General features: G+C 66.6%; 20 protein-coding genes. 10 read left to right on the top strand and 10 right to left on the bottom strand.

Going from position 1 to position 20,931, the window contains the following annotated elements:
• Positions 1 to 311: 311 nt before the first annotated feature.
• Positions 312 to 1,337 (bottom strand): Rpn family recombination-promoting nuclease/putative transposase, encoded by a 1,026-nt coding sequence (locus HT579_19665; protein QKS30941.1) that lies wholly within the window; start codon positions 1,335 to 1,337, stop codon positions 312 to 314.
• Positions 1,338 to 1,419: 82 nt separating this feature from the next.
• Here HT579_19665 and HT579_19660 point away from each other — a divergent pair, with 82 nt between their 5' ends.
• Entirely contained in the window at positions 1,420 to 1,746 is a 327-nt protein-coding gene (locus HT579_19660; protein QKS30940.1) for a hypothetical protein, read from the top strand.
• 101 nt (positions 1,747 to 1,847) lie between these two features.
• Here HT579_19660 and HT579_19655 read toward each other — a convergent pair whose 3' ends face one another.
• Together HT579_19655 and HT579_19650 are read right to left on the bottom strand one after the other, a co-directional pair.
• On the bottom strand, positions 1,848 to 3,077 hold the full coding sequence (locus HT579_19655; protein ID QKS30939.1) for an ATP-binding protein: 1,230 nt from the start codon (positions 3,075 to 3,077) through the stop codon (positions 1,848 to 1,850).
• A 4-nt stretch (positions 3,078 to 3,081) separates the two neighbouring features.
• On the bottom strand, positions 3,082 to 3,423 hold the full coding sequence (locus HT579_19650; GenBank protein QKS30938.1) for a hypothetical protein: 342 nt from the start codon (positions 3,421 to 3,423) through the stop codon (positions 3,082 to 3,084).
• Positions 3,424 to 3,433: 10 nt separating this feature from the next.
• Here HT579_19650 and clpB point away from each other — a divergent pair, with 10 nt between their 5' ends.
• From clpB to HT579_19635, 3 genes are all read left to right on the top strand, one after another.
• The gene (gene clpB, locus HT579_19645; protein ID QKS30937.1) at positions 3,434 to 6,031 is read left to right on the top strand and encodes an ATP-dependent chaperone ClpB; all 2,598 of its coding nucleotides are present in this window, start codon (positions 3,434 to 3,436) and stop codon (positions 6,029 to 6,031) included.
• The gene (locus HT579_19640) at positions 6,031 to 6,264 is read left to right on the top strand and encodes a DUF3567 family protein (GenBank protein ID QKS31731.1); all 234 of its coding nucleotides are present in this window, start codon (positions 6,031 to 6,033) and stop codon (positions 6,262 to 6,264) included. The genes clpB and HT579_19640 overlap by 1 nt, the downstream gene beginning before the upstream one ends.
• 99 nt (positions 6,265 to 6,363) lie before the next feature.
• Complete coding sequence (locus HT579_19635; protein ID QKS30936.1) at positions 6,364 to 6,561, top strand: DUF3460 family protein; 198 nt, start codon at positions 6,364 to 6,366, stop codon at positions 6,559 to 6,561.
• Between the two features lie 143 nt (positions 6,562 to 6,704).
• On the opposite strand, the gene HT579_19630 is transcribed toward HT579_19635, so the two are convergent.
• Both HT579_19630 and HT579_19625 read right to left on the bottom strand, forming a co-directional pair.
• Positions 6,705 to 9,395, bottom strand: coding sequence for a bifunctional acetate--CoA ligase family protein/GNAT family N-acetyltransferase (locus HT579_19630; GenBank protein QKS30935.1), 2,691 nt, complete (start codon positions 9,393 to 9,395; stop codon positions 6,705 to 6,707).
• Positions 9,396 to 9,616: 221 nt separating this feature from the next.
• Positions 9,617 to 10,042 carry an OsmC family protein gene (locus tag HT579_19625; protein QKS30934.1) on the bottom strand — a complete coding sequence of 142 codons (426 nt, stop codon included), beginning with the start codon at positions 10,040 to 10,042 and terminating at the stop codon, positions 9,617 to 9,619.
• Between the two features lie 26 nt (positions 10,043 to 10,068).
• Here HT579_19625 and HT579_19620 point away from each other — a divergent pair, with 26 nt between their 5' ends.
• Entirely contained in the window at positions 10,069 to 10,638 is a 570-nt protein-coding gene (locus HT579_19620) for a class I SAM-dependent methyltransferase (protein QKS30933.1), read from the top strand.
• On the opposite strand, the gene mnmH is transcribed toward HT579_19620, so the two are convergent.
• Positions 10,639 to 11,691 carry a tRNA 2-selenouridine(34) synthase MnmH gene (gene mnmH, locus HT579_19615; protein ID QKS30932.1) on the bottom strand — a complete coding sequence of 351 codons (1,053 nt, stop codon included), beginning with the start codon at positions 11,689 to 11,691 and terminating at the stop codon, positions 10,639 to 10,641.
• Between the two features lie 28 nt (positions 11,692 to 11,719).
• A complete protein-coding gene (locus HT579_19610) occupies positions 11,720 to 12,340 on the bottom strand; it encodes an arylesterase (protein QKS30931.1) in 621 nt (206 codons plus the stop codon).
• Here HT579_19610 and HT579_19605 point away from each other — a divergent pair.
• Positions 12,339 to 13,025, top strand: a complete 687-nt coding sequence (locus HT579_19605; protein QKS30930.1) for an ABC transporter ATP-binding protein — start codon at positions 12,339 to 12,341, stop codon at positions 13,023 to 13,025. The genes HT579_19610 and HT579_19605 overlap by 2 nt on opposite strands.
• Here HT579_19605 and HT579_19600 read toward each other — a convergent pair.
• A complete protein-coding gene (locus HT579_19600) occupies positions 12,946 to 14,301 on the bottom strand; it encodes an FAD-dependent oxidoreductase (protein ID QKS30929.1) in 1,356 nt (451 codons plus the stop codon). The two genes, HT579_19605 and HT579_19600, sit on opposite strands and share 80 nt — an antisense overlap.
• Complete coding sequence (gene hpnD, locus HT579_19595; GenBank protein QKS30928.1) at positions 14,298 to 15,131, bottom strand: presqualene diphosphate synthase HpnD; 834 nt, start codon at positions 15,129 to 15,131, stop codon at positions 14,298 to 14,300. The genes HT579_19600 and hpnD overlap by 4 nt, the downstream gene beginning before the upstream one ends.
• 241 nt (positions 15,132 to 15,372) lie before the next feature.
• On the opposite strand from hpnD, the gene HT579_19590 reads away from it, so the two are divergent.
• The 4 genes from HT579_19590 to HT579_19575 all read left to right on the top strand — a co-directional run bounded on the left by HT579_19590 (position 15,373) and on the right by HT579_19575 (position 19,241).
• Entirely contained in the window at positions 15,373 to 16,035 is a 663-nt protein-coding gene (locus tag HT579_19590; GenBank protein ID QKS30927.1) for a response regulator, read from the top strand.
• Positions 16,032 to 17,348 carry a two-component sensor histidine kinase gene (locus HT579_19585; GenBank protein ID QKS30926.1) on the top strand — a complete coding sequence of 439 codons (1,317 nt, stop codon included), beginning with the start codon at positions 16,032 to 16,034 and terminating at the stop codon, positions 17,346 to 17,348. The genes HT579_19590 and HT579_19585 overlap by 4 nt, the downstream gene beginning before the upstream one ends.
• A complete protein-coding gene (locus HT579_19580) occupies positions 17,266 to 17,643 on the top strand; it encodes a PDZ domain-containing protein (GenBank protein ID QKS31730.1) in 378 nt (125 codons plus the stop codon). Before HT579_19585 ends, HT579_19580 begins: the two co-directional genes overlap by 83 nt.
• Before the next feature lie 68 nt (positions 17,644 to 17,711).
• Positions 17,712 to 19,241 carry a CHAD domain-containing protein gene (locus tag HT579_19575; protein QKS30925.1) on the top strand — a complete coding sequence of 510 codons (1,530 nt, stop codon included), beginning with the start codon at positions 17,712 to 17,714 and terminating at the stop codon, positions 19,239 to 19,241.
• Here the strand turns inward: HT579_19575 and mgtE are convergent.
• Positions 19,229 to 20,617, bottom strand: coding sequence for a magnesium transporter (gene mgtE / locus HT579_19570; GenBank protein QKS30924.1), 1,389 nt, complete (start codon positions 20,615 to 20,617; stop codon positions 19,229 to 19,231). The two genes, HT579_19575 and mgtE, sit on opposite strands and share 13 nt — an antisense overlap.
• Positions 20,618 to 20,931: the final 314 nt, after the last annotated feature.

Genomic DNA, 20,931 nt, shown 5'->3' with positions numbered 1-20,931 from the left:
GGTGGTCATGCCTGTTCATCAGGCAGCGGATCTGGAGCGTCCGGTTCAAGGGATTCCTGGCCTTGGCGAGAATTGGCTCCCGGTAATGCGGCGTGCTGGTGTCGGCGATGAGGATGCCTTGCTGGCGATTGCGCGGCAGCGGCGTCGTGCGGGCAAGCAACAGCGTCGTCGAGAAGACGAGGTGTGGTCACGTCGCGTCGCGCGCCATACGCTGCCCTTGGCAAGAGGCGAGGCGGACCTGGCCGTCTCCGCGGTGACTGATGTGCACCGACCGCAGCAAGGATCAGGATCGCCTTTCAGAGCGCGATCCGTTACCCGGATCGTTCGGCGAACACGGTGTCGAGGTCGGGTGCATCGAGCACGCGCTTCGCCCACGTCTCCAGGCGCTCGGGTTCGGCGCCTGCGAGCTGGCTCTCGACCCAGGGCGGCAAGGCTCCGAAGCGCCAGCTCAACAACTGCTTCAGCAGCCGCGCCTCGCCTTGCTCGATTCCTTTTGCAATTCCTCTCTCGATCCCTCTTTCGATTCCTTTTTCGATTCCTTTTTCGATCCCCCTCTCCATCGCCTGTTGTTCCCATTGCTCGGCAATCGTCAGCATCAGTTCACCTCCACCACTCAAAGTTTCCGTCACGACCTGGCGCAACTGGTCACCGGTCAAGCGATCGATGCTCGCCGCCTGCGCCAGGTACCGCAAGAGCGTACGGACATAGTCCAAGCCCATTGAGCTCTGCGCGAGGTCGCGCAGCAGTCCCAGAATTTCCGGCAGCCGCTGGCTCAACTCGTTCCGGAAGATGTACTTCAGGGTAAGCAGCGCCGTATGCAGCATGACCGCGCCCTGCAGCTCGTCGTCCCGGTATTCGCTCAAGTCGATCAGGTGATACACACACGCCGGCACATAGGCTCCCAGCGCCGGAACGTCTTCCACCTCATCGGCGAATTGCCGGCTTACGCGCCAGGTTGCCGTGCCGTGATGGACCACGACCGGCACGATGACCGGCAAGCGGCCGGAATTCCCGGCATTCAGCCATTGTTCCCAGATCCGCACACGGTAACGCAGGAGGTCCAGGCCGATACGCGACTCGACGTAGCTCTTGTGTTCGAACAGTACGTGCACATAGCCGGTTCCGCCGCCGCGGAGATCGACGGTGTACAGCAGGTCTGCGGGATGCAGCGCCAGTTCCGGATCGAGAAACGAATCCTTGGCGGCTCGCAAGGTCTTCCAGTCCAGTGCCTGTACGGCTGGCGCCGGCAGATAACGTTCGAGGAACTCCGCCGCCACCTCGGTCCGCCCGAACACCGCCTTGAAAAAGCGGTCGTGAGGGCTGTTCAACGCCGTCATGTGCGATCTCCGCCAACTCGCTGAGGGTTCATCGTATCACTGTCGGTCGGCATGTGAACCGGGGCAGGCTCGCGATCCTCACATGGCGAACGTTGACCAGAGGCGGGCCCTGGTCGACAAGGTCGTCGCCAGCTTCGGCGACGGTCTGCCGGAACGTCACTTCGCCCTCAGCGGCGTGGTCTTCCGGCCGGGCGCCGACGATCCGCGCCATGCGCCGAATCGGGCGAGCATGCACGAACTGCTGCGCCGCGGCGCGGCGATACGGGTGTGCGACATGGTGGAGCCGTCGAGGTCGGGCGCGTCGAGCGCGCGCTTCGCCCATGTTTCCACGCGGGTCGGGTCAGCGCCCGTGAAATGGCCCTGGACCCAGACCGGCAAGGTTCCGCAGGCCTGCATACACCAGACTTGACAACAGCTCCCTGCAAGGTTCCGGAACGTCAGCTCAGCAACTGTTCCAGCAGCGGTGCCTCGCTTGGCTCGATCCCTTTCTGGATGTCTCGTTCCATCGCCTCAAATCAGGTTCCACGGTATTGCCAATACGTTTTCACTGACCCAGCGTGTTTTTTCCACGGGGCAGAGGAGTACGCCCGGGGCACAGTTGAGATGGGCATGTGCGGCCTGGAAGGCTTCGATACCGCTTGCCATGCGCCGGTTGGGGTTGGCGGTGAGTTTGATCTCAATGGGATAGAGCATGCCGTCACGTTCCAGGAGGATGTCGATCTCGGCCCCGCCGGCGGCGCGCCAGTGGTGAAACGTTGGGCGGGTGGGGAGCCGGGACGCTTGTTTGATCAGTTCACCGACCATGGCCGTTTCGAACAAGGCGCCGAACAGGGGGTGGGCGGTCAAGGCCCGGGGAGAGGAAACCTGCGCTTGGTGACAGGCCAGGCCAGTGTCCGCGAGGTGTCCCTTGGGGCGTAAGGAGACTCGCTTGGCGGGGTTTCCCGAGAAGGCGGGGAGGGAAAACCACTGATACGTGCCTTCCATGATGCCCAGCCAACGCCGGGCGGTTTGCGGGGTCATCCCGATTTCCCGGCCCAACTGGCTGTAGTTGATTTCCTGGGCGGTCAGCGCGCCCATCAGACGAACGAAGCGGCCAAAGTCCTGCCAGTCTTCGATGCCACCGGCGAGTCTGGCATCTCGCTCGACATAGGTGCGGTGGTAGCCGGCCCAGAAGTCCGGTATCAGGTCTTCGTCGATTTCAATGGCGCGGGGCAGGCTTCCCCGCCAGAGCCACAACGGCAGATGGGCTTCGTGAAGTGCAGCCTGGCGGCTCCAGTCGAAGAAGGTATGCGGCGCTTCCAGCCAGCGGCTTAGCCAGCCGGTACCTGAATTGGCGATTTCCTGCAGGGAGAAGCCGTAGAGCTCCAGGAAGGCTGCACGTCCGGCCAGGCTTTCCGAAACGGAACGCAGAACCTGCCACTGCTGCGATCCGGTCACCAGATATTGACCCATACGATGGGGGTCCCGGTCGACGTGACGCTTGATGGCTGCTACCACCTCGGGCGCGTACTGGATTTCATCCAGGATGACCGGTGCGGGATGGTTGCGCAGAAAAAGATCGGGCTCCCGCCGCGCGTTTTCGACATCCAGGCTGGCGTCGAATACCACGTAGTCCACCTTGGGAAAAAGGTGGCGGAGCAGCGTGGTCTTGCCCACTTGGCGGGCACCACTGAGGACGACGACCGGAAAGGCTTCCACGAGCCTTTGCAGCCGTTCGGATAGGGCTCTGTGACGATACATGCTGTCACATTATCAACCGCATCAGCGATTTGCAAGCTGATTGCGGTGAAGAATGGGGACGACCGCAATTCGGGGGGCGCATGTTTGTCTCTGGGTGCTCTTGGCCGGCAGCAGGCAGACTGTTGCGCGCGGGCGAACTCTGCGCCAGATCGCGCAGCAATTCGAGGATTTCCGGTACCCGCTGGTGCACCTCATCCCGGAGGCTGTGCTCCAGGGTGAGCAGCGCCGTGTGCAGCACGACGGGGCCGCGCCGGTTCGTCGTCGCGGTATGTGCCCAGGCTTCCGCTGGCGCATTGAACTGCCTCCCTTCGGCCCCATATTGCATGCATCGACCGATTTTCAGCAAGGAGTGCAGCATGCGTTTGGACAAATTGACGACGAAGTTCCAGCAGGCGCTGGCGGACGCGCAGAGCCTGGCGATAGGCCATGACAACCAGATCATCGAGCCGCAGCATCTGCTGCTCGCGCTGTTGCAGCAGGAAGACGGGTCGACCGCGTCGCTGCTGGCGCGCGCCGGCGTCAATGTGCAGGCACTGAAGGCGGCGCTGGTGCAGGCGATCGGTCGTCTGCCGAAGGTGCAGGGGCACGGCGGCGAGGTCCAGGTCGGTCGCGATCTGGGGAATCTGCTCAACCTCACCGACAAGGAGGCGCAGAAGCGGGGCGACCAGTTCATCGCCTCGGAACTGTTCCTGCTCGCGCTCGCCGACGACAAGGGCGAGTGCGGCCGGTTGGCGAAACAGCACGGCCTGGTCAAGGCGTCGCTCGAGCAGGCGGTGGCGTCGGTGCGTGGCGGACAGGCGGTCGACAGCCAGGAGGCCGAAGGACAGCGGCAGTCGCTTGCCAGGTACTGCATCGACCTGACCGAGCGTGCCCGTCTCGGCAAGCTCGACCCGGTGATCGGTCGCGACGACGAGATCCGCCGCGCGATCCAGATCCTGCAGCGCCGGACGAAGAACAACCCGGTGCTGATCGGCGAACCGGGCGTCGGCAAGACGGCGATCGTCGAGGGGCTGGCGCAGCGGATCGTCAACGGCGAGGTACCGGAAACGCTCAAGGGCAAGAAGGTGCTCAGCCTCGACATGGCGGCACTGCTCGCCGGCGCCAAGTATCGCGGCGAGTTCGAGGAACGGCTGAAGGCGGTGCTGAAGGAGATCGCGCAGGAAGAGGGGCGGATCATCGTCTTCATCGACGAGCTGCACACGATGGTCGGCGCCGGCAAGGCCGAAGGCGCGATCGACGCCGGCAACATGCTGAAGCCGGCGCTGGCACGCGGCGACCTGCACTGCGTCGGCGCGACGACGCTCGACGAGTATCGCAAGTACATCGAGAAGGATGCCGCGCTCGAGCGCCGCTTCCAGAAAGTGCTGGTCGACGAGCCGACGGTCGATTCGACGATCGCCATCCTGCGCGGCCTGCGCGAGAAGTACGAACTGCACCATGGCGTCGACATCACCGACCCGGCGATCGTCGCCGCGGCCGAGCTGTCGCATCGCTACATCACCGACCGTTTCCTGCCCGACAAGGCGATCGACCTGATCGACGAGGCGGCGGCCCGGATCAAGATGGAGATCGACTCCAAGCCGGAGGTGATGGACAGGCTCGACCGGCGGATGATCCAGCTCAAGATCGAGCGCGAGGCCGTGCGCAAGGAGCGCGATGAAGCGTCGAAGAAGCGCATGCACCTGATCGAGGAGGAACTGCTCAAGCTCGAACGCGAGTACAACGACCTCGACGAGATCTGGAAGGCGGAGAAGTCGCAGGTGCAGGGGAGCGCGCAGATCAAGGAGGAGATCGACAAGCTGAAGCTCGAACTCGCCCATCTGCAGCGCGAGAACAAGTGGGACAAGGTGGCCGAGATCCAGTATGGCCGGCTGCCGCAGCTCGAGGCGCAACTCAGCGCGGCCGAGAAGTCGGGCGATGGTGGCGGCCAGAAGCGCCTGCTGCGGACCGAGGTCGGCAGCGAGGAGATTGCCGAGGTGGTGTCGCGGGCGACCGGCATTCCGGTGTCGAAGATGATGCAGGGTGAACGCGAGAAGCTGCTGCAGATGGAGGATCGCCTGCATCAGCGCGTCGTCGGTCAGGATGAGGCGGTGCGCCTGGTGGCCAACGCCATCCGCCGTTCGCGCGCCGGCCTCGCCGATCCCAACCGGCCCTACGGCTCGTTCCTTTTCCTCGGCCCGACCGGTGTCGGCAAGACCGAACTGTGCAAGGCTCTGGCCGGTTTTCTCTTCGACTCCGAAGAGCACCTGATTCGCGTCGACATGAGCGAGTTCATGGAGAAGCATTCGGTATCGCGCCTGATCGGCGCACCGCCGGGCTATGTCGGTTACGAGGAAGGCGGCTACCTGACCGAGGCCGTACGCCGCAAGCCGTATTCGGTGATCCTGCTCGACGAGGTCGAGAAGGCCCATGCCGACGTCTTCAACGTGCTGTTGCAGGTGCTCGACGACGGCCGCATGACCGACGGCCATGGCCGCACGGTGGATTTCAAGAACACGGTGGTGGTGATGACCTCCAACCTCGGCAGCCAGATGATCCAGCAGATGGCGGGTGACGACTACCAGCTGATCAAGCTGGCGGTGATGGGCGAGGTGAAGACCTACTTCCGGCCGGAGTTCATCAACCGCATCGACGAAGTGGTCGTCTTCCACGCCCTCGACGAGCAGCACATCCGCTCGATCGCGAAGATCCAGCTCGGCTATCTCGAGCGGCGGCTGGCGCAGATGGAGTTGCGCCTCGAGGTTACCGACAGCGCACTGGCGGAGATCGCCACCGCCGGTTTCGACGCGGTTTACGGCGCGCGGCCTCTGAAGCGCGCGATCCAGTCGCAGCTCGAGGATCCGCTGGCGAAGGCGATCCTCGAAGGTCGTTTCGCTGCCGGCGACGGCATCCGCGTCGCCTGCGACGGCGGCATCATGCGTTTCGAAAAGGCGCAAGGGGGAGGCGATCGATGATCAGCGTGGTCTACAACAGCCGGAAGTACGCGATCGTCGCCTACCCGGCGCATGAGGCATTCGAATTGGTCGACAAGGCCTGCAGCCACAGCCTGTTCGTGCAGGGAGCGGTTGCCGGCGAGTTGCGCCGCGCGATCGAGAGCATTCCCGACGAGCAGCGCTGCGAGGAGTCGGTCGACGCGCTGCTCGACGAATACTGTGCCGGCGCGGCGCGGCCGATCGTGCTGCACTGAGAGGTGCCGGCCCGGCGACGCGCGCCGCGCAGGCCCGGCGGGCGTATAATCGGCGGCAGTTTCCCGCAGGGGCGGGAGTTCTTACCGGGAGCAGGCGAGATGGCGCTGTACGAATCCGATCACACCAAGTTCATGCGCGAGATGCTGGCGCAGCACCCCGAGTGGGCCGAGGATCAGCAGCGTGGCAGGGCGATCTGGTGGGACAGGAAGGTCGACCTCGACGAGCAGGACGCGCAGCGGCGGGCCAGCGAGCCGCACCGGCCGTATCCCTACGACGTCAATTTCGAACAGCGCTGAGCGCCCGCCGGGCGGCGATGGCGTCGCCGCGGCCGGGCAGCCGGGGCGGGGTCGGAGGACGCAGCATGGCGGAGCTGGACGGCTTGCCTGGGCTGGCCGCGGGGCTCGTTCTCCGACCCCTGAAAGTGCCGCTGCAATCGCGGTCAGTTGTTGAGCGGCTTGATGACGCGTTTCACCGCCGGATCGTCGGGGTGCGGGTGGGTGGTGAAGCCGAGCTTGGTCATCAGACTGAACATCTTGGTATTCATCGACAGCACGTCGCCAACGATGCTGCGGTAGCCCTTGGCGCGCGCGCAGTCGATCAGCGCACTCATCAGCTTGCGCCCGACGCCGTGCCGCTGCCAGTCGTCTGCCACCGCCAGCGCGAATTCGACCGACTCGCCGTCCGGGTTGGTGACATAGCGCGAGACGCCGATCTGCACTTCCTTGCCCTCGGCATCGGGTAGGGTCGCGACCAATGCCATCTCGCGGTCGTAGTCGATCTGCGTGAAACGCACCAGCATCGTCTGCGTCAGCTCGCGGATGGTGTCCATGAAGCGGTAGTACTTGCTCTCCTCGGACATGCCGATGACGAACTGCTGCTCGCGCTCGGCGTCCTCCGGCCGGATCGGCCTGATCGTCACCGTGCGACCGTCCGGCAGTTCCCACTCCTGGATCAGGTGTACGGGGTAGGGGTGGATCGCCATGTGCGCATAGCGGTCACCCGAGGGCGCCGCGTAATCGATGACGATGCGGGCATCGGCGGCGATGCCGCCGACGTCGTCAACGATCAGCGGGTTGAGGTCGAGTTCCTGCAGCCACGGCAGTTCGCAGATCATCTGCGAGACGTGCAGGAGGATCTCCTCGAGCGCTTCGTGGTTGACTGGCGGCATGTTGCGAAACTCGCCGAGCAGCTTCGAGGCGCGCGTCGACTGGATCAGGTCGCGCGCCAGGAAGCGATTGAGCGGCGGCAGCGCCACCGCGCGGTCGCTGAACACCTCGACTTCGGTGCCGCCGGCGCCAAAGGTGATGATTGGTCCGAAGATCGGGTCGCGCGAGACGCCGATCATCAGCTCGCGGCCGTTCGGCCGCGCCAGGAAGGGCTCGATCGACAGGCCGTTGATGCGCGCCGTCGGGTGCCGTTTCCTTACCGTCTCGACGATGTCGTGATAGGCGTTGCGGGCTGCCGGGGCGTTGGTGATGTTCAGGCGCACGCCGCCAACCTCGCTCTTGTGGAGAATGTCCGGCGAGTCGATCTTCATCGCGATCGGGAAACCGATCTGCTCGGCGAGGAGCAGCGCCTCGGTCGGGGTGTGTGCGACCATCGTCTGCGCCACCGGAATCCGGAAGGCGCGCAGGATGGCCTTCGACTCCATCTCGGAGAGCAGCTTGCGACGCTCGTGCAGTACCGCCTCGATCAGCATCTTCGCCCCTTCGGTCTCGGGGCGCGCGTGCTTCGACGAAGGAGCCGGCGTCTGCAGCAGCAGCTTCTGGTTCCAGTAGTAGGTCGAGATGTGGTAGTACAGCTCGATCGCCGTTTCCGGCATGCGGAACGAGGGAATCCCGGCGTCTTCGAGCAGGCTGCGTGCTTCGTGTACCTGTTCCTCGCCCATCCAGCAGGTGAGGATCGGCTTGGCGGTCTGCAGGTCGACCTCGATCACCGCCTTGGCGACTTCCATCGGCTGCGTCATCGCCTGCGGCGAGAGCATGACCAGGACACCGTCGACGGCGTCATCCTCGGCCACCGCCAGGGTCGCGTCGTGGTAGCGCTTCGGGGTCGCGTCGCCCTCGATGTCCACCGGGTTGCTTTGCGACCAGGTCGGCGGCATCGTCGCGTTGAGCTTCTGCATCGTGCTCACGGAGAGCTTCGCCAGCGGAATTTCCAGATCGCCGGCGCGGTCGGCAGCCATGGCGCCGGGTCCGCCGCCGTTGGTGATGATCGCCAGCCGCTTGCCCTGCGGGCGGAACTTCGACGCCAGGGCCTTGGCAGCGTAGAACAGCTGGCCGATGTTCTTGACGCGGACGACGCCGGCGCGCCGCACGGCGGCCTCGAACACGATGTCGGAGCCGGCAGCCATTCCCGAGTGTGTCTCCACTGCCGCCAGACCGCCGGCGTGGCGGCCTGCCTTGAGCAGGACGATCGGCTTGATGCGCGCCGCCGAGCGCAGCGCGCTCATGAAGCGGCGGGCATCGCGGATGCCCTCGACGTAGAGCAGGATGTAGTGCGTGCGGTTGTCGTAGATCAGGTAATCGAGGATCTCGCCGAAATCGACGTCTGCCGTGCCCCCGAGCGAGATGACGCTGGAGAAGCCGATGCGGTTGCTCGTCGCCCAGTCGAGAACCGCCGAGCAGATCGCGCCGGACTGCGAGACCAGCGCCAGATGGCCGGTATGGGCGTGAACACGGGCAAAGGTGGCGTTGAGGCCGAGACTCGGACGGATGATCCCGAGGCAGTTCGGGCCGAGCAGGCGCACACCGTAGCTGCGCGCGATTTCCATCATCTTGCGCTCGAGCGCGGCACCCGAGTGGCCCGCCTCGGCAAAGCCGGAGGTGATGACGATCGCGTTCCTGACGCCACTGCGGCCGCACTGCTCGATGACCCCGGGCACCGTCTGCGGCCGGGTGACGATCACCGCCATTTCGACACGGGCGCTGATCTCTTCGATCGACTTGTGGGCCTGCACGCCTTGAATGCTTTCGTGGGCCGGGTTGATCGGGTAGAGCCGGCCGCGGTAGCCGGAATCGAGGATGTTCCTGAAAAGTACGTTGCCGACCGAGTTTTCCCGGTCGGAGGCGCCGATCACGGCGACGGATTTCGGCTCAAAAAGGGTCGTGAGGTAGTGGTGTTCTAGCATGATCGAGAATCGCCCGCCGTTCGGGAGGCGTCACTGGGGTGTATGGTGCACTGCATCAATGTACCACACTCGTCTAGCGAAGTCTGTAGGGAACTCACTCCAATCTATCGCCGCTGCGACATAGCGCACACTGGTGCCCAGTTCGTACGGCGAGGCCGGCAGGCGCTCCAACCGAACGCCGCGGTGGCGCAGGGTGCGGGTGGCCGCCTCGACATGCTGCCTCATCCGACGATCAGGCTGTCGATCTGCAGGTCGGAACGTAGCGTCCGGTACATCGGGCACTTGTTGGCGATCGCCAGCAGGGCGTCGCGCTGCTCTGCGCTCAGGTCGCCTTCGAGGCTGATGCGGCGAACGATGTGGTCGCTCCTGCCGCCACCCGCGGCCGCGATGCGGTCGTGCTGCAGTTCGACACTCACCCGCGTCAGCGGCATCCGCTTGCGTTCGGCGTACATGCGCAGGGTGATCGAGGTGCACGCGCCGAGGCTGGCGAGCAGCAGGTCGAAGGGCGCCGGACCTGCGTCCTCGCCACCCAGGGCGGGGGGCTCGTCGGCGAGCAGCAGGTGCTTGCCGATCTCGATCGTCTGCTGGTAAGGTCCGCGTCCGTTCTCGCCGACGACCACCCGATCATGCTGCCTGTCCTCTGCCATTCTGCTTCTCCGACGCGACTGGTCGGATGATAATCGAAAGGAGTCCGATGCCCACATTTTCTTCGCCAGAATCTCGGCCATCGGCCTGGGTGGAGCGCTTTGCACCGCTGCTGCCGGTGGCCGGCGAGGTGCTCGACCTCGCCTGCGGCTGGGGTCGCCATGCGCGCCTGCTCGCCGCGCAAGGGTTGCGTGTGGAGGCGGTCGATCGCGATGCGCAGGCGCTGGCATCGTTGCGCGGCGTGGCCGGCGTGTCGCTTTGCCAGGCGGACCTCGAGGGCGGTGGCTGGCCCTATCCCGGCCGCGCATTCGCGGGCATCGTCGTCACCAATTACCTCTTTCGCCCCGGCGTCGAACGGTTGCTGGCGTCGCTGGCCGACCCGGGCGTACTGATCTATGAGACGTTCATGGTCGGCAACGAGCGTTTGGGCCGGCCGGCGAGTCCGCAGTACCTGTTGCAGTCGCAGGAGATGCTTGCCTGGGCAAGACGGCCGGGCTGGCGGGTCGTGGCGTTCGAGGAGGGAGTCGTCGACAGTCCGCGACCGGCGATGGTGCAGCGCCTCTGTGCCGTGCGCGGCGCTCTCGTCGCGCGGCTTTGACTAGGCGGCGCAGATGCGGCTGGTCAGCGCGTCGATTCCGCTTGAGCTCAGGTCGGTGGTCGTCAGGGTCTTCGGCGCGGCGAAGCCGGCGTAGTTCTGCTTCTGCGAACGGCAGTAGAGCGGGTCATAGTGCAGCTGCAACAACTCCCGCACCAGTTCGCGCCAGCAGGCGTTGCGCGTGTACTCGGCCCAGCGCCGGATGGTTTCGTTGCCCTGCAGATTGCGCAGGGCGTGCAGGCGGGCGAGCAGCCAGCCGGGGTCGCTCAGGAAATAATCGTAATCCCGCAGCAGGAAGTCGACGCGCGATTCGATCGGCGCCTCGATGGTGATGCAAGCACCGGCGCGCATGGTTTCGATCAGTGCTTCCGGTACCTGCAGCAAGCCGATCCTGCGGCTTTCAGCTTCGACGAACACCCGCCGCCTCGGGTCGAGTGCGGCCAGCGAGGTCAGCAGGCGGGACTCGAACATCTTCTGCGACGGCTGCGGGCAGTTGGGCAGGACGCCGAGCACCGAACCCTTGTGGCAGGCCAGTTCCTCGAGATCCAGGATCTGCTCGCCGCGGGCAGCGATGGCCTGCAGGATGCGGCTCTTGCCGCTGCCGGTGGCGCCGCAGATGACGGTCAGCGACAGCCGTCGGGGAATCTCGGAGAGGCTGGCGATGACCAGTCGGCGATAGGTCTTGTAGCCGCCTTCGAGCTGTTGCGCATCCCAGCCGATGCGCCGCAGGATGTGCGTCAGCGAGCCGCTGCGCTGGCCGCCCCGCCAGCAGACGACGAGCGGGCGCCAGTTGCGGTCGCGCTGGCAGAAGCGTGTGCGCAGATGATCGGCAATGTTCTCGGCCACGTATGCGGCACCGATCCGGCGGGCGGCGAAGGGTGAAACCTGCTTGTAGAGCGTGCCGACCTCGCTGCGCTGCCGGTCGTCGAGAACCGGGCAGTTCACCGACCGCGGAATGTGGTCCTCGGCGAACTCGGCCGGGGAGCGAACGTCGATGATCTCGTCGTAGGCGGACAGGTCGGCAAGTTCGCCGATCGTCGCGATGTCATGTTTCATGCTGCCAGCGTCTCCGGCTTGCGGGTCGCTATTTTAGCAGTGGTGCCAGTCCCCGCCAGATGTTGTCGAGCAGCAGCGGCTGCGCTTCGGCGGTCGGGTGCAGGTTGTCGGCCTGGAACAGTTGCGCCTGCGTCGCCACGCCATCGAGCAGGAAGTCCACCAGCGCCGTCTTGCGGGCCTTTGCCACTTCGCCGAAGGTGGCGTGGAACTGGTCCGCATAGGCTCCGTAGTTCGGCGGGATGCGCTGGCCGACGAGGAGCACCCGCGCATTCCTCTTCTGCGCGCTGGCGACGATCGCCGTCAGGTTGTCGCGCAGTTGCGGCAGCGGCAGTCCGCGCAGGCCGTCGTTGGCGCCGAGGGCGACGATGACGACCCGCGGCGAGTGCCTGTCGAGGGCCGCGTCGATGCGTGCCCGACCGCCGCTGGTGGTTTCTCCCGAGATGCTGAGGTTGACGACCTTATAATCGAGGTTCCTTTCCTGCAGCCGCCTGCCGAGCAGGGCGGGCCAGGCGGCGTCCTGGCGAATGCCGTAGCCCGCCGACAGCGAGTCACCGAAGACGAGGATGTTCCTGGTCGCCGCGGCGGCGCTGCTGGCGAGCAACATCAGGCCGGCAAGGAGCAGGCGGCGACAGTAGGGGAAAGCGGGCATGGCTGGAGAAACATCGATGGTCGTTGAGGTCAGGGATCTCGCCAAACGCGTGCACAACGGTGGCGAGCCGTTGACCATTCTGCACGATATTTCGTTCGTCGTCGCTGCCGCGGAGACGGTGGCGATCGTCGGCGCGTCGGGCTCCGGCAAGTCGACGCTGCTCGGTTTGCTGGCCGGGCTCGATCTGCCGAGCAGCGGTTCGGTACGGCTGGCGGGCGAGGAACTCGACGGCCTCGACGAGGACGCGCGTGCGACGCTGCGCGGGCGCCTGCTGGGTTTCGTCTTTCAGAGCTTCCAGTTGCTGCCGTCGCTGACTGCACTGGAGAACGTGATGTTGCCACTCGAACTGGCGGGCGCCGCCAATGCCCGCAGTCAGGCCGAATTCTGGCTGCAGCGGGTCGGCCTCGGGCAGCGCCTGCGGCATTATCCGAAACACCTCTCCGGCGGCGAGCAGCAGCGCGTTGCCCTGGCGCGCGCTTTCGCTCCGGGGCCGCGGCTGGTGCTGGCCGATGAGCCGACAGGCAACCTGGATGCCGCGACCGGCCACCAGGTGATCGAGCTGATGTTCGCGCTCAACGCCGAGCGCGGGACGACGCTGATCCTCGTCACCCACGACGAGGAGATTGCGGCCCGCTGCTCGCGCCGCTTGCGCATGCATGCCGGCCAGCTGGAAGAGATGCCCTGATCGCGCGGGCGGCGGCGACGCCACTGCGGACCGCTGCCTCGAGCGTCGCCGGATACTCGGCGCAGGCATGATCGCCCGCCAGCCACCAGCCGGCAAGCCCGGTGCATGCGCCCGGGCGGGGAAGGCCGGGGCGGCAGGAGAAGGTCGCCCGCTGTTCGCGGATGACCTGCTGCCAAAGAACAGGCGGCAGGCGGCGCCGCAGCGTGACGGCGAGCTGGTCGGCGAGCCGCGCCGCCAGCGTGGCGTTGTCGAGTTCTTCCCAGGGCCCGTGCGCACTGAGGACGAACGCCAGGACGCCGGCCGTGCCACACAGGGCACCGCGATCGAATACCCACTGGCCGACGTCCGTCGGCGAGTGGCCGGCAAGGCCGAGCATCGGCAGCGGCAGCGAGATCTGCGGCGGAAAGCCGAGATAGACGGTGGCTATCGGTTCGAAGCGGTAGCCGGCGAGGGTCTGCGCCAGCGCCGCCGTCGCCGGATGGCCGGCGAGCAGCGCTGGCGCATGCTGCGCGCCGACGGCGAGGACGGCGCAGTCGAAAGCTTCCCCGAGAACGGCCGGTCCGGCTTCGATGCGGCGAATCCGGCAGCCGTGGCGGATTTCGCCGCCGTGCCTGCGGATGAAGGCGGCGGCGGCTGCCGGCAGCAGCCGATCGAGATCGGTCGCCGGCAGCAGCAGGTCGGTTGCCGCGCGTCCGCCGCCGAGGCTGTCGCGCAGCGTGTTGGCGAAGATCTGGGCGGAGGCGTTCGCCGGCGGCGTGTTCAGCGCGGCGAGGCAGAGTGCTTCCCAGAGATGGCTGCGGAGCGAGCCGCGCTGACCGTGGCGATCGAGGAGTTCGGCGACGCTGTCGCTTTCCCGCACGTGATAGCCGTCGCGCTGCAGGGCGCCGAGAAAACGCACCGCCGCGAGCTTCTCGGCGACTGGCGGGCCGGCCGCAGCGAGCAGTCCGACGGCGAGATGCAGGGGTGGCGGCAGCCGTGGCAGCCGCAGGCGGAAGGGCCGCGGCAGGCTGCCGGGAAAGTACAGCTCGAGCGGCAGTCGCCGCAGCAGCCGGTCGGGGTCGGTGCCGACCGTGCGCAGCAGGCGCAGCGTCTCGCGGTAGGCGCCGACCAGTATGTGCTGCCCGTTGTCGAGGCAATGTCCGCGCAGCTCGACGCTGCGTGCGCGGCCGCCGAGTTGCCTGGCGGCCTCGAAGACGGTGACCCGGAAGCCCGCTTGCGCCAGTTCGACTGCTGCCGTCAGTCCTGCCCAGCCGCCACCGACGACGGCGGCCTTCATCCGCGCACCCAGGTTCGCCAGGCGATCCAGAGCTTGCGCAGCGGCGTCAGCGAGGTCCGCTGGCGGAGGACCTGGCAGCCGTCGCGCCTGATCTCGTCGAGCAGGGTGCGATAGATCGCCGCCATCACCAGCCCGGGACGTTGCTGCCGCCGGTCCACGGCTGGCAATTGCGCGATCGCCTGCGCGTAGTAGCCCTCGGCGCGCTGGATCTGGAAATCCATCAGGCGGCGGAAGTTGTCCGAATGGCGGGCGTTGAGGATGTCGGCAGCGGTCACCTCGAAACGCTGCAGTTCGTCGATCGGCAGATAGATGCGGCCACGCCGGGCATCCTCGCCGACATCGCGGATGATGTTGGTGAGCTGGAAGGCCAGCCCGAGGTCGTGTGCGTACTTGCGCGTCCGGCGATCCTGGTAGCCGAAGATCTCCGCCGCGAGCAGACCGACGACGCCGGCGACGCGGTGACAGTACAGCGACAGCGCGCGAAAGTCGAGATAGCGCGATTGCTGCAGGTCCATCTCCATGCCGTCGATGATTTCCTGCAACTGTTCCTGCGGCAGGGTGTACTCGTTGCTCACCGCCTGCAACGCCTGCGATACCGGGTGCTGCGGCTGGCCGCTGGCGATCCGCGCCACTTCCTGGCGCCACCAGGCGAGTTTGGTCGCGGCCAGCTGCACGTCCTGGCATTCATCGACCACGTCATCGACCTCGCGGCAGAAGGCATACAGCGCCGTGATCGCGCGCCGCTGCGGCGCTGGCAGGAAGAGGAAGCTGTAATAGAAGCTCGAACCGCTGCGGGCGGCCTTCTGTTGGCAGTATTCGTCAGGAGTCATCGGCAGTCTCAGGGTGGCCACCAGGTGGTCATTCTCCCACGACTTGCGGCCGCAGCGGGTGCGGCAAGGTCGCCACGCCGGTGGGCGGCCGCCGCTGGCGGGCAGCAACCGATCGCGTCGACGGCTGCCTGGCCCCGCCCACGGCACCGCCGAAAGGCGGTAGACTCCGGCTGGTCGCCGGCGGCCCTCGCTCCCGGCAGCGCTGTGGCGAACCCGATGACCCTTCACGTGGCAGGTGACGATGCGCGTCCTTCTGGTTGAAGATGACCCGATGATCGGCAAGAGCGTCCAGCAGGGGCTGCGGCAGGATGGCTGCGCGGTCGACTGGGTGCGCGATGCGCGTGCCGGCGAACTGGCGCTGGCGACGGTGCCCTACGAACTGCTGCTGCTCGACCTCGGTTTGCCAGGGGCCTCCGGCCTCGACCTGCTGGCCAGTCTGCGGCGGGCCGGCAACCCGATCCCGGTGCTCGTCATCACCGCCCGCGACGCGGTCGCCGACCGCATCAAGGGGCTCGACAGCGGCGCCGACGACTACCTGGTCAAGCCCTTCGATCTCGACGAACTGTCGGCGCGAATGCGCGCCGTGCTGCGTCGGCATGCCGGGCGAGCGGCGCCATTGCTCGTCGCCGGTGACCTGCAGCTCAATCCGGCGACCCACGAGCTGACGCAGAACGGCCAGCCAGTGGCGGTTTCGGCGCGCGAGTTCGCGCTGCTGCAGGCGCTGCTGGAACGGCCGGGAACACCGCTGTCGCGCGCCGACCTCGAGGAACGTCTCTACGGCTGGGGCGAGGAGATCGGCAGCAACGCCGTCGAGGTGCATATCCACTCGCTGCGCCGCAAGCTGGGCGCCGAACGGATCAGGAACATTCGCGGCGTCGGCTACCTGGTGCCGCCGGCGGCATGATGTCGATCCGCCGCCAGTTGCTGCTGGCGCTGCTGTCCGTCAGCACGCTCGCCACCCTGGTGGGGGCGCTGGCCACCTATCGCACGGCACGTGAAGAAGCCAGCGCGTTGCTCGATTACCAGTTGCGGCAACTGGCGCTGTCGTTTCGCGATCAGGCGCGACACGGCACGTTGCGGCACGAGTACGGCGGCGCAGACGATGTCGAGGAGTTCGCGGTGCAGATCTGGGCGGCCGATGGCACCCGCATCTACCTGTCGCACCCGCGGCAGGAGTTACCGGATCAGGTGTCGCTGGGCTACGCGACGGTCGACAGCGGCCACGGCCAGTGGCGGGTCTTCGGTCTGCAGCAGGCGGGACAGGTGATCCAGGTGGCGCAGCCGATGCATCTGCGCGACCGGCTGGCGCTCGCCGCCGCACTGCGCATCGTCGCGCCGTTCCTGCTCCTGCTGCCGGTGCTCGGGGTCCTGCTGTGGCTGGTCATCGGCCGCGGTCTGCGGCCGCTGGTCGACGTCGCGCGGGCGGTGAGCGCCCGCAACGCCATCGCCCTCGATCCACTGCCGGCGCGGCAGGTGCCCGTCGAGGTCATGCCCCTCGTCGTGGCGCTGAACGACCTCCTGCTGCGGCTGCGGCGAGCCCTTGAGCAGCAGCGCGACTTCGTTGCCGACGCCGCGCACGAGTTGCGCACGCCGTTGGCGGCCCTGACGCTGCAGGTGCAACTGGCCGAGCGCGCCGCCGACGGCGCGGCTCGTGCCGAAGCCTTTGCCGATCTCAAGGGTGGCCTGCAGCGTGCCACCCATTCGGTGCAGCAACTGCTGACGCTGGCGCGGCTCGAGCCCGGCGCCAGCGAGCCGGCCTCACAGACGGTGGACCTGCGGCAACTCGCGGCACAGGTCATTGCCGACCACCTGCCGCTGGCGGAGGCGCGGCGGATCGATCTCGGGGCCTCGCCGCAGCAGCAGCCGTGCATCGTCAGCGGCGACCCCGATGCGCTGCGCATCCTGCTCGCCAACCTGGTCAGCAATGCCCTGCGCTACACGCCTGCCGGTGGCCGGGTGGATGTGGTCACCGGCAGCGCCGACGCGGCGCCCTTCGTCGAAGTCTGCGACTCTGGCGAAGGCATCCCGCCCGCCGAACGCGAGCGGGTCTTCGACCGCTTCTACCGCCGGGCGCCGGCGGGGGAGGCGGGCAGCGGGCTCGGGCTGGCGATCGTCAGGAGCATCGCCGAGCGTCATCGGGCGCGCGTGCTGCTCGAGCAGGCAGACCTCGGTGGCCTGCGGGCGCGCGTCGAGTTTCCGCCGCCACTGCCCGCTTGAGCAAGGTTCACGTCGCCCTCTCTTGCTGGTCGAAAATGCCAGCGGCCCGGCGGCGCGTGCCGGCATCCGTCGCGGTGACATCGTCCTCGCGCTCAACGGTCAGCCCGTCCGCGACGTCGCGCAGCTGCGCGCACTGCTCGACAAGTCGGGCAGGAGCGTGGCGCTGCTGATCGAACGCGACAATGCGCGCATCTTCGTGCCGGTCGATCGATATCGCTTGATGCTTGCGCAAGGCTGCTGCGATTGTTGTGCTAAAGTCCGCCTTGACGTCATGCCACGCTCGCAGTGTGGGTGAAGTGGCATGGCACCAGGAAAGAACTGAACCACCGGGGGGGCCCGGTCTTCGCCAGCACGAGGTTGTCGATGGCCACGGAAACGGAAATCAAGCTGTCCCTGTCGGCAACTGCCGCCCGACAACTGCCACAGTTGCCGCTGCTGGCAGGCAGCGAGCGCAGCAGCAAACTGCTCGTCAATACCTACTACGACACGCCGGACCGCCGCCTGCGCCGCGAGCGGATCGTCGTCCGCTACCGGCGGCAAGGACGCCAGTGGTTGCTCGGGGTCAAGACGGCATCACCGATCGCTGCCGGGCTGGCGCAGCGTGGCGAATGGGAGGCACCTGGTCGGCCAGGTGAGTTCGACTTCGGGCACGTGGACAGCGTCGCGGTCCGCGAACTCCTCGAGACGCTGCGCGCGGAACTGCAACCGGTGTTCACCACGCGCTTCCGGCGCGACGCGCATGTCGTCGCGCCACGCCCGGGTGTGCGCATCGAAGTCGCACTCGACCGTGGCCGGATCGACGCCGGCGCAGTCCGCCAGACCATCCGCGAGGTCGAGCTTGAACTGCTGTCGGGCTCGCTGAACGACCTCTTCGCCATCGCACTGGATCTCCAGGCCAGCTTGCCGATGCACCCCGAGGCGAGCAGCAAGTCCGAGCGTGCCTACCGTCTCCTTGATGGCGCACCCCTGCTGGCGGTCAAGGCGCAGCCCGTCGCCGTGCTCGCCGAGATGCCGACCATGGCCGCCTTCCGCCTGATCGCCCTGGCGTGCATCGGCCATCTGCAGAGCAACGAGCAGGGGGTCTGTCACAGCGACGAAGCGGAGTTCGTCCATCAGGCGCGGGTCGCCATCCGGCGCCTTCGATCGGCGATCCGCCTCTGGGAACCGCTGCTGCCCGAGCCCTTCGTCGCCCGCTTCGATCCGCGGTGGCAGGCGTTGGCGAAACAGCTTGGCGACAACCGCAACTGGGATGTCTTTCGCGCCGAGACCCTGCCTTTGCTCGTCGAGGCCTTCGCCGGGCGGGTCGATGGCGCGCTTCTGGAAGGCCGTGTGCACCGCCGTTGTGTCAGCAGCCGCCGGGTCAGCCGCAGAGCCATGCAGTCTGAGGACTATTCGCGCCTGTTGCTCGATTTCACCGCCGCGCTCGTGGCGCTGCCTGCTTCGCCGGCCGGCCTGCTGGCCGATTTCGTTCCACGCTGCCTGAGCAAGCGTGCGCGGCGCGTCAATGAGCGCGCAGCGGCACCGCTGCAAGCCGACGTTGCCGCCCGTCACCGCCTGCGCGTAGCGTTCAAGCAGCTTCGCTACGGGCTCGAGTTCTTCGCTCCGCTGCTGGTCGATCCGCTGCGGGCCGAGTACCTCCAGTCAGCCACCGCGCTGCAAGAGATGCTCGGGCGCCTCAACGACCTTGCCGTGGCGACGCAACTGGTGGCCGCAGTCCTGCCGGCAGGAAACCGTGCCGAGGTTCAGGCCTGGCTGGCGGCACAGACCGAATCGCTGCTGCCGGAGTTTGCGCAGTTGCTCGACGATTTCCAGCAACGATCAGCGCCGTGGAAGTCGCCGGATCGGTCGGGCGGCGACCGCTCGCGCTCGCAACAGTTCGCTCACAGCTTGTAGATCCAGGTGGCAATGACGAAATAGTTGAGGACGCCGAGGATGTCGATGGCGGTGGTGACGAAGGGACCGGTTGCCACCGCCGGGTCGACCTTCAGGCGCTGAAAGATCATCGGCAGCAGCACGGCCAGCAGGGCGGCGCCGGTCATGTTGCCGAGAATCGTCAGCCCGACCACCTGCCCGAGCTGCAGGCTGTGGTGCATGAAGTAGCCATAGATGCCGAGGATGATGCCATAGAAGCCGCCGAGCGCGAGGCCGACGCGCAGTTCCTTGAGGACCAGCGGCACGGTGTCCTTGACGTCGATGGCGCCAGTCGCCAGGCCGCGCACGGCAACGGTTGCGGACTGTACGCCGACATTGCCGGCCATTCCCATGATCACCGGCAGGAAGGCGCTGAGGACCAGCACCTGACCGAGGATCTCTTCGTAGCGCCCGATCACCGCGGTCGCTGCGAGGCCGCCGATGAAGGCCGCCAGCAGCCACGGCAGGCGGATGGTCGCGATCTTCAGGGCGGAATGAGTGAGCGTCTCCGACTCGCTGGTACCTGCCATCTTCAGCATGTCGCGCGTCGTCTCTTCCTCGATGACGTCGATCACGTCATCGACGGTGATCATGCCGACGAGGACGTTTTCCTCGTCGACCACCGGAATGGCGAGCAGCCGATACTTGTCGACCAGCATGGCGACGGTGGTCTGGTCGGTATCCGTGGTCACCTTCATCACCCGCCGGTTCATCACCTTGTACAGCGGCGTGCCCGCGCGGGTGAGCAGCAACTGCCGCAGCGAGACGACACCCACCAGGCGACCCATCTCGTCGGTGAGGTAGAGATAGAACACCATCTCGACATCCTCGCGACTGCGGATGTTCTCGATCGCCTCCTCGACGCTGAGGCTGTGCGGCAGCGAGAAGAAGTCGGTGGTCATGATGCCGCCGGCACTGTTCGGGTCGTACTGCAGGAGGCTTTCGACCTCGTTCTTGCTGTCGCGGCCGAGCAGCGCCATCAGTTGCTCGCGCTGGTCTTCCGGCAGGTCGCCGATGAGGTCGGCAAGGTCGTCCGGCGGCAGATGCTCAAGGACGCGCGCGAGTTTCTCGATCGACGATTCGGTCAGCAACTGGGTGCGCCGGTCGACCGGCAACCGATTGAATACGTCGGCTGCCATCGCGGTGTCGGCAATGGCATGAAAGATGTCGACTACATGGGCAGGTGGCAACTCGTCGAGGATCGCCGCCATATCGGCCGGGTGGATACGGGCAATCATCTTCTGCAGCGGGGCCTTGGCGTCACGCAGGTACAGCCGGTCGATCGTTTCCACCAGACGCTTCTTGCGCGCGTCGTAGGCGGCGGATCCGACTGGCTTGGTTTCAACGTTGATCTGCATGACGAAATTCTCCTCTCGGCGTGGCCCGGGTGGCATCGGGCGGCTAGTTTACCCGCTACGGCGATGGCGGTCCATCGCTTATCTGCCGGCGCTGCAGTGGACGTGGCACAGCCATCGCCACAGTCCGCTGCAGTGGCGGTCCACAAGTCCCTTGCGGCGCACGCCGACCGAGGGTTTCGTGAGTCGCTTGCCTTGCCGCGGAGTTTTGGTGCATGCTTTGACTGGTTTGAAGACTTCGTCATGATTCGCCAGGGGGCACGGGAGATATCCGGGAGCTGTGCGATGCCCTGACGGCGGGGTGACAGAGCGGAGCC

The organism is Candidatus Accumulibacter similis, assembly GCA_013347225.1.
In the GTDB taxonomy this organism is placed as follows: Bacteria; Pseudomonadota; Gammaproteobacteria; order Burkholderiales; family Rhodocyclaceae; genus Accumulibacter; species Accumulibacter similis.
Note: the sequence above shows the minus strand (reverse complement) of the source record. Positions and strands in the feature narration are given on the sequence as shown.